The organism is Pseudomonas sp. Bc-h, from assembly GCF_002080045.1.
Classification (GTDB): domain Bacteria; phylum Pseudomonadota; class Gammaproteobacteria; order Pseudomonadales; family Pseudomonadaceae; genus Aquipseudomonas.
On record NZ_MUIN01000010.1, the window covers coordinates 266,647 to 279,515 of the forward strand.

Here is a 12,869-nt window from a genome sequence, read left to right on the forward strand (position 1 = left end):
CGACTTGCCCCTGACCCTGTGGGAGGGAGCTTGCTCACGAATGCGGGACTCCAGTCACCTCGATGCCGACTGATACGACGTCCTCGCGAACAAGCTCCCTCCCTCAGGGTTACGTACATATCCCTGAGAGAACGCGCGTATCAGTGCCGGCGCTTCGATCTCTCGCTATTCTCCCTTGATGACTCCATTTCCCACCTTATCCGCTCTGCTCCACGACCTGCGCACGCCACAGGTGCGCGATCTGGCGTGGGTTGTCTTGTCGCCGCCGATGCTGGCGGTTACCGACTGGCCGCAGCGTCATCCGTTGAGCGGCAGCGACTGGGTGCAGCATCCCGAAGCGTTCGAGGGTTTCCTGCGCGGCCTGGATCAAGACAGCAGCGCCCTCGCCGACTGGCTGTCGAGAAGCTCGATACGCCGTTTGGGCCTGTATTACGAACGTCTGTGGCAATTTGCGATTCAGCACGCGCCGGGAGTGGAGATGATCGCCGCCAACCTGCCGATCCGCGCTGAAGGCCGCACATTGGGCGAACTCGATATGCTGCTGCGAGACAGCGACGGAATTCATCACGTCGAACTGGCGATGAAGCTCTATCTCGGGCCTCAGGACGCAGATGGTCAGGACCCTGCAAACTGGCTGGGGCCTGGCAGCCATGATCGGCTCGGCTTGAAACTCGCTCATCTCAGCCAGCACCAATTGCCTATTTCCGCGCGGGAGGAAAGCCGTCAGGCATTGGCCGCACTCGGCATCGAAACGTTGAGTGCCGAGCTATGGCTGGGCGGTTACCTGTTCTATCCCTGGCCTGGCGCATCAACCCCGCCGCAGGGCGCTCATCATGGACATCTGCGCGGGCAGTGGCTGCATCAAAAGGATTGGCCCGCGTTCGCCGCGCAGCATCCGCAGGCGCGCTGGCAATCACTGCCGCGTCACGCCTGGCTCGCCCCGGCACGCTGTGACGAGGCCTGGAGTGTCGAGCAGTTCGAGGACTGGCTGAGCGAGCTCGACCCAATGGCCCAGGCACAGCTACTGGTTCGCCTCAGCGAAACACCCGAAGGGCATTGGGAAGAAGCGCAGCGGCTGTTTCTGGTCTCGGATGCGTGGCCGGTCTCGCCCGACACCGACGTGATGACAGATCCCAAGCCCTCCGGCACACCCTTGTCTTTGTAGCAGCCCGGCTTGCCGGCGGGGTTACACACTCAGCCGCAGCACCAGCGCCGCCAGCGTGATCAATAGCACCGGCAGGGTCAGCACGATGCCCACCCGGAAGTAATAACCCCAGCCGATACTCACGCCCTTGCGCGCCAGCACATGCAGCCAGAGCAACGTCGCCAGGCTGCCGATAGGGGTGATTTTCGGCCCCAGATCGCTGCCGATGACGTTGGCGTAAATCATCGCCTCTTGAAGCGGGCCGTGTGCCTGACTGGCGTCGATGGACAGCAACCCGATCAGCACGGTCGGCAGGTTGTTCATCACCGAAGACAGCAACGCGGTGAGCACGCCCGTCCCCATCGCCGCACCCCACAGGCCGTGCTCGGCAAAACGGTCGAGCCATCCCGCCAGATACGTTGTCAGGCCCTCGTTGCGCAGGCCGTAAACCACCAGGTACATCCCCAGCGAGAAAATCACGATCTGCCACGGCGCCTCTTTCATCACCTTGCGCGTCGATATCCGGTGGCCTTTGGCGGCGATACCCAGCAGGATCGCCGCGCATACCGCGGAGATCGCACTGATGGGAATCCCCAGCGGCTCCAGCGCAAAACAGCCCACGAGCAAGATCACCAACACCCACCAGCCGGCGATGAACGTGGCGCGGTCATGAATGGCCGACGCTGGCTCGGCCAGTTGCGTGGCGTCGAAGGTCTTGGGGATGTCGCGGCGGAAGAACAGCATCAACACCGCGAGCGTCGCTGCCACGCTGACCAGATTGACCGGCACCATCACCGAGGCGTAGCGGTTGAAACCGATGCCGAAGTAGTCGGCCGACACAATGTTGACCAGATTCGACACCACCAGCGGCAGGCTCGCGGTGTCGGCGATGAAGCCTGCGGCCATGACGAACGCCAGTGTGGTTGCCGGGGAGAAGCGCAGCGCCAGCAGCATCGACATCACGATAGGCGTGAGGATCAACGCCGCACCATCGTTGGCGAACAGCGCCGAGACCAGCGCCCCGAGCAGCACGATGAACGCGAACAGCCAGCGCCCCCGGCCCTTGCCCCAGCGCGCCACATGCAGCGCGGCCCAATTGAAGAAGCCGGCTTCATCCAGCAACAGGCTGATGATGATCAGCGCGATGAAAGTGCCGGTGGCGTTCCAGATGATGTGCCACACCTGCGGGATGTCGGTCAGATGCACCACGCCGAACAGCAACGCCAGCACGGCGCCGAAGGTTGCGCTCCAGCCAACGCCCAGACCTTTCGGTTGCCAGATGACCAGCGTGATGGTGACCAGAAAGATCAGAGCGGCAGTCAGCATCAGCGTTTGGTTCTCGGGAGCAGGATGGCGAGGATGCCAAGCAACGGCAGGAATGAGCACAGCGTGTAGACATACACAATGCCGTGAAGATCCGCGAGGTGCCCCAACAATGCCGCGCCGATGCCGCCGAAGCCGAACATCAGGCCGAAGAAGATGCCTGCGATCATGCCGACGTTGCCTGGCACCAGTTCCTGGGCGTAGACCACGATGGCCGAAAACGCCGATGCCAGAATGAAACCGATGATCACGCTGAGCACGCTGGTCCAGAACAGGTCGGCGTATGGCAATGCGATGGTGAACGGCGCAACGCCGAGGATCGAGAACCAGATCACCGCCTTACGACCGATCCTGTCGCCAATCGGACCACCGAAGAAGGTCCCCGCTGCCACTGCGGCCAGGAACATGAACAGGTGCAACTGCGAACTGGCGACCGTCAGCTGGAACTTGTCGATCAGGAAGAAGGTGAAGTAGCTGGTGAAACTGGCCATGTAGAAATATTTGGAGAACACCAGCAGAGCCAGCACCACCAGCGCGCTGGTCACTCGCCCTTTCGACAGGCCGTGGGTCGCCGCCTGACCAGCCTTGAGTTTGAACAGTGTCAGGTGGGTCTTGTACCAGCGGCTGATGGCGTAGAGCAGGCCGACCGAGAACAGTGCGATGAGACCGAAATAGGCGATATGTCCCTGCCCGAACGGGATGATGATCGCTGCCGCCAGCAAAGGCCCGATCGCCGAGCCGCTATTGCCGCCGACCTGAAAGCTCGACTGTGCCAGCCCGAAACGCCCGCCGGAGGCCAGACGGGCAATGCGCGAGGCTTCAGGGTGAAAGGTCGACGAACCTACACCGATCAGGCCCGCCGCCAGCAGAATCAGCGGGAAACTGCCTACCGTGGCAAGCATCAATACCCCCGCCAGAATGCACAGCGATCCCACCGGCAGCACCAGCGGATTCGGATGCCGGTCGGTGTAGTAACCCACCCAGGGTTGCAGCAGCGATGCCGTCACCTGAAAGGTCAGCGTGATCAGACCGACCTGGGTGAAGCTCAAGCCATACGTGGCTTTAAGCATCGGATAGATCGACGGCAGGATTGACTGGATCAGGTCATTGAGCAGATGCGCCAGCGCCACTGCACCAATGATGCGCATGACCAGCGGGCTGGATTGAGGGATCGCGGTAGTCGCGGTCGAGGGGCTGGAGACGGCCATCGGGTTCATCCATCGAACGATTGATGTGCCGCCCGCTAGATGTTTACAAAAGATGTCAGCGGCACAAGGGGCCGCCAATGTGCCATTTTTTGGGGCGGTGGTGCCATGTTTTGTTGCAATGGCACCCCGCCACGTTGTATCAAGCAGCTGGTTGCAGCGCCGGGCGTCGGCCCAGCGACCCATCCACGTCATGCAGCGACACCTTGGACGTCTCCGGCAACGCCAGTCCGCCGATCAGCCCCAGCGCTGCAATCACGATCAGGTAAAACGCCGGGGCCAGATTGCTGCCGGTGAGGCCAATCAGCCAAGTTGCCATCAACGGCGCAGTTCCGCCAAAAATGGTGTAGGCCATGTTGTAGGTGATCGCTGAAGCGGTGTAACGCGTGCGCGTAGGAAAGGTTTCCGACAACAAGGCCGCAGTGACCACATTGCACAGGACTGCGCCCGTCGCGAGCAACAACACACCGACCATCGAACCTGCGAACGAGCCGGAACTTGCCATCAGGAACGACGGATACACCATTACCGCCAGCAGGACACAGGCGGTGACAACTGTCGCCCGACGCCCAACCTTGTCGGAAAACGCCCCCGCCACCGGGCACATTACCGCCGCGAACAGCAGGGCGAGCAACGACACCAGCAACGCTGTCGCACGGCTCAAGCCGCCCGCCACCTGCAAGTAGGTCGCGAAGTAAGTGGTGAACATGTAGAACGACAGCGCGGTCAGCGAAATGAACGCGCCCAGTGCGCAGATCGCCGCACCGTGGTTACGCAGGGTTTCCTTGAGCGGCGAATGGGCCACTGCATGTTCCTCGGCGACCGCCTGAAACGCCGGGGTTTCATCCATTTTCCAGCGCAGGTACAAACCGACCAGCCCCAAGGGCGCGGCGACCAGAAACGGCAGGCGCCACCCCCAGCTGCTCATGGCCTCGGTGGACAACGAAGCCTCCAGCGCATAGGCGAAGATCGCGGCAGCTGCGAACGCGGCGAATGTCGACACCGGTACGAAACTGCCGTACCAGGCCCGCTTACCCCGCGGCGCATGCTCCATCAAATAGGCGCAGGCGCCAGCGTATTCGCCCCCGGCCGAAAAGCCTTGGGCGCATCGGATGATGGTCAGCAGGATCGGCGCCGTCACGCCAATGGCCGCATAGGTCGGCAACAGACCGATGATGGTAGTGGCCCCGGCCATCAACAAAATGGTGAACGCCAGGGTGCGCTTGCGGCCGATCTTGTCGCCAAGCATGCCGAAGAACAGCCCGCCCAGAGGACGAAACGCGAAGGCCACCGCGAACACCGCGAAGGTTTTCAACAACGCCGCACTGGCATCGCCACTAGGGAAGAATTGCTGGGCAATAGTGGTGGCGAGAAAGCCGTAGACCGCGAAGTCGAACCATTCGACAAAATTGCCGATACCGGCCGCAACGATGACTTTTCTCAAAGTGGCAGGATCGACCTGCTCAATGGCTGGAGTGGTCATGCAAACCTCGGCGCGTATGAAAGATCCGATTATCGGTACAGCGCCTGAGCCGCCTTACTCCAGAAGTGTCGTCGACATACTCAGGACCGACCTGTCGAGGTGTCTGTTGCGCAGGATTCGTGCCAAGGGGGGCATCATGACGTCATGGCGCGCTTGCCCTGCAGCCCACCGGTGTGCACGAAGATCAATCGCGAACCTTCCGCGACATGCCTCGCTTCGACGGCCTGCCGCAGCGCCAGCAACGCCTTGCCGGTGTAGAGCGGCTCAAACGGGACACCACTCTGACGTTCACAATCGGCGATGAATTCGAGCAACTGAGGATCGGTTTTGGCGAACCCTGCGCGACTGGCTTCGATCAACCTGTAGCGCCGGGACTGCTCAGGGCCAAGAATGGCCTGAACGTTCTCCGCAACCCCGTGATCCCCCGGCACGGCCATCGCGCCATGCACGGTGCGCCCTCCCGACTCCGCCAGTACCAGGCCCGCCAACGTGGTCCCGGTGCCGCACGCCAGCCACCAACCGTCGTAATCGTCCCATCCGAGGTTGCCGAGCTGACTGCGCGCCTGCGTCACGATTTCTGCACAACCCAACGCCCCATCCCGCCCACCTCCACCCTCGGGAATCGGGTACAGCTGTGGATAACACTCACGCCAGGACAACCAGAAGTCTGGCTCATGCCGAGCGCGATAGCCGGCGTAACCCAGCCAGTGCAGTTCCATCCCGAAAGCTTGCAGATCCAGCACCGTAGGGGTTTCGACAGGATGCCCGCGCAACAACCCGACGGTTGAAAAACCAAATCGCTTGCCCGCTGCGGCAAGGGCATGCAGGTGATTGGAATGCGCACCGCCAAGACTGATCACGCCTTGAGCCCCGGCCTGTTCGGCAGCCCTTAGATGGTGATTGAGCTTGAACCATTTGTTGCCGCTGATGAGCGGGTCGATCAGGTCCAGACGCAGGATGGCGACGTCGATGCGGGACTGACGGAGCCAGTCGAGATTGAGGGGTTGCAGTGGGGCTTGAAGCAGCATGGCGTCGTACGAGAAACAAAGAAGAGGAAGTTTACCCTGCCCGGCTGGTCGACGTGGAATCTGTGGGAGAGAGCTTGCTCGCGAAAGCATCCTTCCAGACGCTTGCAGGGTGACTGATCCGGCACCTTCGCGAGCAAGCTCCCTCCCACATTGGATTTCATTGCCTGCCCTATCCCGGCCAGGCCATTACACCGCTTACAACTGCGCCGCCAACCGCGAACCCTGATTGATTGCGCGCTTGGCATCGAGTTCGGCCGCAACGTCGGCGCCGCCGATCAGATGCACGCTCTGCCCTGCCGCCTGCAACCCGTCGTACAGCTCTCGCAGCGGATCCTGGCCTGCGCAGATCACCACGTTGTCCACGGGCAGCAGTTTCTCTTCGCCTTCGGCGCCGATACGAATATGCAAACCAGCGTCGTCAATCTTCAGGTACTCAACGCTGTTGAGCATCTGCACCTGTTTGTTTTTCAGCCCCGTGCGGTGAATCCAGCCGGTGGTCTTGCCCAGGCCGTCACCGACCTTGGAGGTCTTGCGCTGCAGCAGGAACACCTGACGCGCCGGTGCATGTGGATGCGGCTTGATCCCCGCGACACCGCCGCGGGCCGACAACGCACCATCGATGCCCCACTCTTCCCAGAACGCATCGCGGTCCAGGCTGGTAGAAACGCCCTGATGCACGAGGAATTCGGAGACGTCAAAACCGATGCCGCCCGCGCCAATCACAGCCACCGACTTGCCAACCGGTTTGCGCGCAAGGATCACGTCCAGATAGCTCAGTACCTTGGCATTGTCGACGCCCGGGATCGCTGGCGTCCGTGGCGCGATGCCGGTCGCCAGAATCACTTCGTCATAACCCTTGCCTAGCAGATCGTCGACCGAGACACGGGTGTTCAAACGCACATCGACGCCGGTGGTCTGCAATTTGCGACCGAAATAACGCAGCGTCTCGAAGAACTCTTCCTTGCCCGGAATGCGCTTGGCGATGTTGAACTGCCCACCAATTTCGCTCGCCGAATCGAACAGCGTGACCTCATGCCCGCGCTCTGCAGCGACCGTGGCCGCTGCCAACCCCGCAGGCCCGGCACCGATCACGGCGATTTTCTTGATCTGCTTGACCGGCAGGTAATTGAGTTCGGTTTCATGGCAGGCGCGCGGGTTGACCAGGCAACTGGTGAGCTTGCCGCCGAAGGTGTGATCCAGGCAGGCCTGGTTGCAGCCGATGCAGGTGTTGATTTCATCGCCACGACCGGCTGCGGCCTTGTTGACGAAATCGGCGTCGGCCAGGAACGGACGCGCCATGGACACCATGTCCGCATCGCCTTCGGCCAGAACCTGCTCGGCCACTTCCGGGGTGTTGATACGGTTGGTGGTGATCAGCGGGATCGACACCGAGCCGCGCATCTTCGCCGTGACCTTGGCGAACGCTGCACGAGGAACCTTGGTGGCGATGGTCGGGATGCGCGCCTCGTGCCAACCAATCCCGGTGTTGATCAGCGTCGCGCCGGCCTGCTCGATGGCCTTGGCCAGTTGCACCACTTCTTCCCAGGTGCTGCCGCCCTCGATCAGGTCGAGCATCGACAAGCGATAAATGATGATGAAATTTGCGCCTACCGCCTCACGCACACGGCGCACGATTTCCACCGGCAGACGCATGCGATTCTCGTAGCTGCCGCCCCAACGATCGGTGCGGTGATTGGTGTGGGCGACGAGGAACTGGTTAATGAAATACCCTTCCGAACCCATGACTTCAACGCCGTCGTATTCGGCGGTCTGGGCCAGGGTCGCGCACGTGACGAAATCCTGAATCTGCTTCTCGATGCCCTCCTCGTCCAGCTCCTTGGGCTTGAACGGGTTGATCGGCGCCTGAATCGCGCTCGGTGCCACCTGCTTGGGGCTGTAGGCGTAACGCCCGGCGTGAAGAATCTGCATGCAGATCTTGCCGCCCGCTTCATGAACCGCCTTGGTGACGATGCGATGATTGTCGGCTTCTTCGGCGGTGGTCAGTTTGGCCGCGCCGGAATAAACACCGCCTTCAACGTTAGGCGCGATACCCCCGGTGACCATCAGGCCGACGCCGCCATGGGCGCGCTCAGCAAAGTACGCCGCCATCCGTTCGAAGCCACCCGGCTTCTCTTCGAGGCCCGTGTGCATCGAGCCCATCAGCGTGCGGTTGCGCAGCGTTGTGAATCCCAGATCCAGCGGGGCCAGCAAATGCGGGTAGTGAGCGGCGGCCATACGAAACTCCATCAGACATCATCACGAAGGCGCGAGCACTCTCTGGCGCTCGTCGAATTATTCAGGGACTTGAACTATAGCCCTGTGCATGACGCAGACATTAAACAGCCATTCGGTCACGCTCAATGACCGAAAGTGACAGATTAATGATCCGGGTGCTCACACACGTCCGACGCGACACAAAGTCTGGGGGTGCATGAACGCCCTCGGTTCATGTGCCAAAGTTGGCAGGCATTGATCTATTCACATTGGGTATATGACTGACATCCCTGATTCCAGCTAGTCTGTCGCAGGCCTATCACTTATCCAACAAGAGGACATTCTCATGGCATTGCGCATCAACGACCTCGTCCCAGATTTCAAGGCAGAAACCGATCAGGGCGCTATCTCATTCCATGACTGGATCGGGCAAGGCTGGGCGATTCTGTTTTCTCACCCGAAGGATTTCACCCCGGTGTGCACCACCGAATTCGGCGCCGTCGCGCAACTCGCGGCTGAATGGGAAAAGCGCGGTACCAAGGTGATCGGCGTGTCGGTCGATGGCGTCGAAGCCCACCAGAAGTGGAAAGGCGACATCGAAACGTTTGCAGGCGCCAAGGCCGGGTTCCCGATCATTGCCGATGAAAAACTGGACGTTTCCAAGGCGTTCGACATGCTGCCGGCTGAAGCGTATCTGCCGGATGGCCGCACCGCGAACGACACCGCCACCGTGCGTTCGGTGTTCATCATCGGCCCGGACAAGAAGCTCAAGCTGTCCATGACCTACCCAATGTCGGTTGGCCGCAATTTCGCTGAAGTACTGCGCGCCCTCGATGCCCTGCAATTGACCTACAACGTCCCGCTCGCCACCCCCGCCAACTGGACCGAAGGCCAGGACGTGATCGTCGCCCTGAGCCTCAACGATGATCAGGCGCGTGAGAAGTACGGCAGCATCGACGTCAAACTGCCTTATCTGCGCACCACCAAAGCGCCGAAGTAACGCCCGATGAGCAACGCCTGCGCTGCCGGCTCGGCCGCAGGCGTCGTCCCCGCCCACTGTGCCGATTATCGTTGACCCGTTGTTTTGTCGTATCCTGCCCGCCTCTTGATTCCGCTTCACCTTTTCATCAGGGCAGTCATCCGTCTCCCATGCGCAAAGTTCTTGGCACCCTCACCACTGTGGTTTTGGCGATCCTTCTCGTCAGTTACGCGCTGTGGACGAACAAGCGTCATGTCGGTCACTACCTCACCGACTTGCGCATTCAACTGGTGGTCAACGACGGCCAACCAAGCGAACGTGGCAATCTGCTGGGCATTCAGCCCGAGCTGTTTCCTTCGGATTATTCGAGCGTCAAACGTCTGCACCGCAAGCTGGCGGCGTATCTGGAACAGGCTCGCGAAAGCGGTCTGATTAACGACAAGACCATCGTCGTCCTGCCCGAGCATGTCGGCACCTGGCTGCTGGCCGTGAACGAGAAGTCGCAGTTCTATCAGGCGACGACCATTGAAGAGGCCATGAACTGGCTCTCGTTCAGCAACCCGCTGCTGTTTGTCGATGCGTTGTTCCACGCACGCGGTGAGAGCTGGCTGGACGATGTGCACCTGCGTATGAAGTCACGCAGCATGGCCCAGGATTATCAGAACGTTTTTGGCGGGCTGGCAAAGGAGTTCGGCGTGACGCTGGTCGCCGGCTCGATCGTATTGCCCAACCCGAAGGTGCAGGACGGCGAACTGCTGATCGGCACCGGCGCGCTGTACAACAGCAGCGTGGTATTCGGTCCAGATGGTTTGCCGATGGGGCAACCTCAGCGCCAGCTGTTTCCCAACTGGTATCAACGCGGCTATATTCGCGCCGGCAAAAAGGCCGCGCTGAATGTCGTCGAGACCCCAGCCGGACGGCTCGCCACGTTGATCGGCAGTGACAGTTGGTACCCGGACAACTACACCCGGCTGAACGAGAGCGGCGCCGATTTGATTGCCGTCCCCGCTTTCGTCGCGGGCACCGGCAGTTGGTCACAACCGTGGCGAGACGATAAACACCAGGCGTTGGCCGCCCACTTGCAGCTGGGTTCGCAACACTTGAGCGAAGGTGAAGCGTGGCGCCGTCTGACCCTGGCCCCGATCAGCAGCACCAAGGCCGGAATCAGCGTGTTCATGCGCGGGCAGTTCTGGGATCAGGGCAGTGCCGGTCACAGTTTTGCCAGCCGTGGCGGTCAGAGCATCGCCGAACAATCCGTCAGCGCCACCCCCAAGGGTGCAAAACCCGGCCATGGGGCGCGCCTGATCAACCTGTGGTTGTAACCGGTGAGCGCGCCGCGGGTACGCCTGGGTGACCTGTCGGTAGGCTTCGTTCATAGCCTGGCCGAGGCCGTTCGCAACCTTGGGTACGAGCCGCAACCGCTCCTGGATCAATACGGACTGGACGCCGCACGCCTGGCCGAGGCTGGGGCACGCCTGTCGATTCCGCGCTACATGCGGCTGGGCCATGCGGCGATCCAACTGACTGGCGCGCCGGATCTGGGCCTGCGCATGGGGCTGTCGAGTCGCTTGAGTCAGGCCGGGCTTGCTGGGGTCACTGCTGCGCAGGCACCTACGGTGCGCGAAGCGGCGCGAACACTGATCCGATTCGAGGCGCTGTATGGCTCCAACTATCGCGGGCAATCGAGCTTTCAGGAAGACCAGACAGGCGCCTGGCTGCGCTTTTACTCGATCAGCCCGTACAACGACTACAACCGTTTTGTGGTGGATTCGATTCTGGCGGGCTGGCTGCATCAGTTATCGACGCTGGCAGGCACGAGGGTCACAGCCGAACGGGTCGAAATCGAGTTCGATGCACCTGCATACGCATCCGAATACGCCATGCTGAGCGAGTATCCCGCAAGTTTTGCGGCTGGGATCAATCAATTGCGGCTGAGCCAGCACACGCTGGGTCTGCGCAACCCCGATCATGTGCCGAGCACCTGGCGCCATCTGCTGCAAGTGTGCGAGCGGGAACTGGAACAACTCACGCGCACCCGCAGCCTGCGTGAACGCATCACTCAGTTGCTGGGGCCGTTGCTCAATGGTGGGCGGGAGCCGGATCTTGCGGAAGTGGCAGCACGACTGAAGCTGCCGACTTGGACCCTGCGCCGCAAGCTTGCGGAGGAAGGCACGCGCTTTCGCGCGGTTCTCAATGACACTCGTCGGGATCTGGCGATGACCTATATCCGCGATACGGAACTGGCCTTCGGGGAGATCGCCTACCTGTTGGGATTCGCGTCGGCCGAAGCCTTTCAACGCGCCTTCAAACGCTGGAACGGTCAGACTCCCGGGGAGTTCCGCCGCAGCCAACGTCATTCGGTCTGAATTGCAAAACAGCTTTTTCTTAGAGCTCGGTGGCGTCGTCGGCAGGTTCCAGTGGATCGAGCTCGTACGCCTGATATTCCAGTAGTTCTTCTTGATAGTCGTCCATTACTCATGCCCTCGTGGCTGGTTTCTTTCGTCTCGGTAGTCTTTTTGTGTCGTTTCAGCGACTGATTCACTGACCACGGCCTTCACCCTAAAGTGCCCTCATGAACAAACCATGAAGTGTTCTTGAACAGTTGACGAGGTGAATTCCGAAAAATTTACCGGCACATCCCTGTGGAGGCTCTGGGGAGGGATCCGTAGCCAGCTGTCAGAATATTTAGCTCAAGAAAAAATATCGCGCAAGCGGTCAAGAAAAATCTTGGGCAGCCCATCCGCAGCACGACACACAGAACCATTCCTGTAGCAGCACGGCTTGCCGGCGGCAGCGATTTCGAGGACACCGCCGCCGGCAGGCAGGACTGCTACAGGACGGTGTTGAATCGGGATTGCTGCAACACACCTCTTGACGCCAGCGGCCCGCGCGCAATAGTCTTCAGGCCATGAACGTAACCCAGCACTTCTTCGGCCAGATAATTATTACCGCCATTCCAGTCATGGCGGGTTAGCCGACGTTTGCACCCAACCCGCCCTAGAGGCGGGTTTTTTCTTTCTGTCTCCCGGGCCCCAATCTCGAACCAGGAGTCAGACATGCTCATCATCCGCCCGCTCTTCTCTCTCCAGCACTCGCTCATCGTTCGTTCGCCACGCCTGGGCATCGCGGCCCTTTCGACGAGGCCGACACGATGAATCAGATGCTCGCTCACGCGCCGGTCACTGGCGACCTGCTGAATCACTACGTCAAGAAAATCCTCACCTCCCGCGTTTACGACGTTGCCGTGGAAACCCCGCTGCAAGGCGCCCGCCAACTGTCCGAGCGGCTCGGCAACCAAGTCCTGCTCAAGCGCGAAGACCTGCAACCGGTGTTCTCCTTCAAGATTCGCGGCGCGTACAACAAGCTGGCGCAGCTGAGCGCGGAAGAACTGTCGCGGGGCGTGGTCACGGCCTCAGCGGGCAATCACGCCCAAGGCCTGGCGCTGGCGGCGAAAAAACTGGGGATCAAGGCGACCATCGTCATGCCCAAGACC

10 protein-coding genes are annotated in these 12,869 nt (G+C 61.0%); 5 read left to right on the plus strand and 5 right to left on the minus strand.

All coding sequences use genetic code 11. The features are described 5' to 3' along the window. Window positions 1–178 precede the first annotated feature (178 nt). Complete coding sequence (locus tag BWR59_RS20215; RefSeq protein ID WP_081567413.1) at window positions 179–1,165, plus strand: DUF1853 family protein; 987 nt, start codon at window positions 179–181, stop codon at window positions 1,163–1,165. 21 nt (window positions 1,166–1,186) lie between these two features. On the opposite strand, the gene BWR59_RS20220 is transcribed toward BWR59_RS20215, so the two are convergent. The 5 genes from BWR59_RS20220 to BWR59_RS20240 form a co-directional block, all read right to left on the minus strand. Further along, entirely contained in the window at window positions 1,187–2,470 is a 1,284-nt protein-coding gene (locus tag BWR59_RS20220; protein ID WP_081567414.1) for an arsenic transporter, read from the minus strand. Continuing rightward, complete coding sequence (locus BWR59_RS20225) at window positions 2,470–3,675, minus strand: MFS transporter (protein WP_081567415.1); 1,206 nt, start codon at window positions 3,673–3,675, stop codon at window positions 2,470–2,472. The genes BWR59_RS20220 and BWR59_RS20225 overlap by 1 nt, the downstream gene beginning before the upstream one ends. Window positions 3,676–3,814: 139 nt before the next feature. Further along, window positions 3,815–5,155, minus strand: coding sequence for an MFS transporter (locus tag BWR59_RS20230; protein WP_081567416.1), 1,341 nt, complete (start codon window positions 5,153–5,155; stop codon window positions 3,815–3,817). A 134-nt stretch (window positions 5,156–5,289) separates the two neighbouring features. After that, window positions 5,290–6,183: a pyridoxal-phosphate dependent enzyme gene (locus BWR59_RS20235; RefSeq protein WP_081567417.1), complete on the minus strand. Its 894-nt coding sequence runs from the start codon at window positions 6,181–6,183 to the stop codon at window positions 5,290–5,292. A gap of 195 nt (window positions 6,184–6,378) precedes the next feature. Next, complete coding sequence (locus BWR59_RS20240; protein ID WP_081567418.1) at window positions 6,379–8,418, minus strand: NADPH-dependent 2,4-dienoyl-CoA reductase; 2,040 nt, start codon at window positions 8,416–8,418, stop codon at window positions 6,379–6,381. A 325-nt stretch (window positions 8,419–8,743) separates the two neighbouring features. On the opposite strand from BWR59_RS20240, the gene BWR59_RS20245 reads away from it, so the two are divergent. The 4 genes from BWR59_RS20245 to BWR59_RS20260 all read left to right on the plus strand — a co-directional run. Continuing rightward, on the plus strand, window positions 8,744–9,397 hold the full coding sequence (locus BWR59_RS20245) for a peroxiredoxin (RefSeq protein ID WP_081567419.1): 654 nt from the start codon (window positions 8,744–8,746) through the stop codon (window positions 9,395–9,397). 149 nt (window positions 9,398–9,546) lie between these two features. After that, entirely contained in the window at window positions 9,547–10,698 is a 1,152-nt protein-coding gene (locus BWR59_RS20250; RefSeq protein ID WP_081567420.1) for a carbon-nitrogen hydrolase family protein, read from the plus strand. 3 nt (window positions 10,699–10,701) lie between these two features. Then, window positions 10,702–11,742, plus strand: a complete 1,041-nt coding sequence (locus BWR59_RS20255) for an AraC family transcriptional regulator (protein ID WP_081567421.1) — start codon at window positions 10,702–10,704, stop codon at window positions 11,740–11,742. Between the two features lie 824 nt (window positions 11,743–12,566). Then, on the plus strand, window positions 12,567–12,869 hold a 303-nt coding region (locus tag BWR59_RS20260), incomplete at its 3' end, for a pyridoxal-phosphate dependent enzyme (RefSeq protein WP_168184514.1).

What these genes read in the sequence shown, in the direction of transcription:
- BWR59_RS20215 (WP_081567413.1), top strand. Translation starts at nt 179, where the DNA reads ATGACTCCATTTCCCACCTTATCCGCTCTGCTCCACGACCTGCGCACG.
- BWR59_RS20250 (WP_081567420.1), top strand. Translation starts at nt 9,547, where the DNA reads ATGCGCAAAGTTCTTGGCACCCTCACCACTGTGGTTTTGGCGATCCTT.
- BWR59_RS20240 (WP_081567418.1), bottom strand. Translation starts at nt 8,418, where the DNA reads ATGGCCGCCGCTCACTACCCGCATTTGCTGGCCCCGCTGGATCTGGGA.
- BWR59_RS20230 (WP_081567416.1), bottom strand. Translation starts at nt 5,155, where the DNA reads ATGACCACTCCAGCCATTGAGCAGGTCGATCCTGCCACTTTGAGAAAA.
- BWR59_RS20220 (WP_081567414.1), bottom strand. Translation starts at nt 2,470, where the DNA reads ATGCTGACTGCCGCTCTGATCTTTCTGGTCACCATCACGCTGGTCATC.
- BWR59_RS20235 (WP_081567417.1), bottom strand. Translation starts at nt 6,183, where the DNA reads ATGCTGCTTCAAGCCCCACTGCAACCCCTCAATCTCGACTGGCTCCGT.
- BWR59_RS20245 (WP_081567419.1), top strand. Translation starts at nt 8,744, where the DNA reads ATGGCATTGCGCATCAACGACCTCGTCCCAGATTTCAAGGCAGAAACC.
- BWR59_RS20225 (WP_081567415.1), bottom strand. Translation starts at nt 3,675, where the DNA reads ATGGCCGTCTCCAGCCCCTCGACCGCGACTACCGCGATCCCTCAATCC.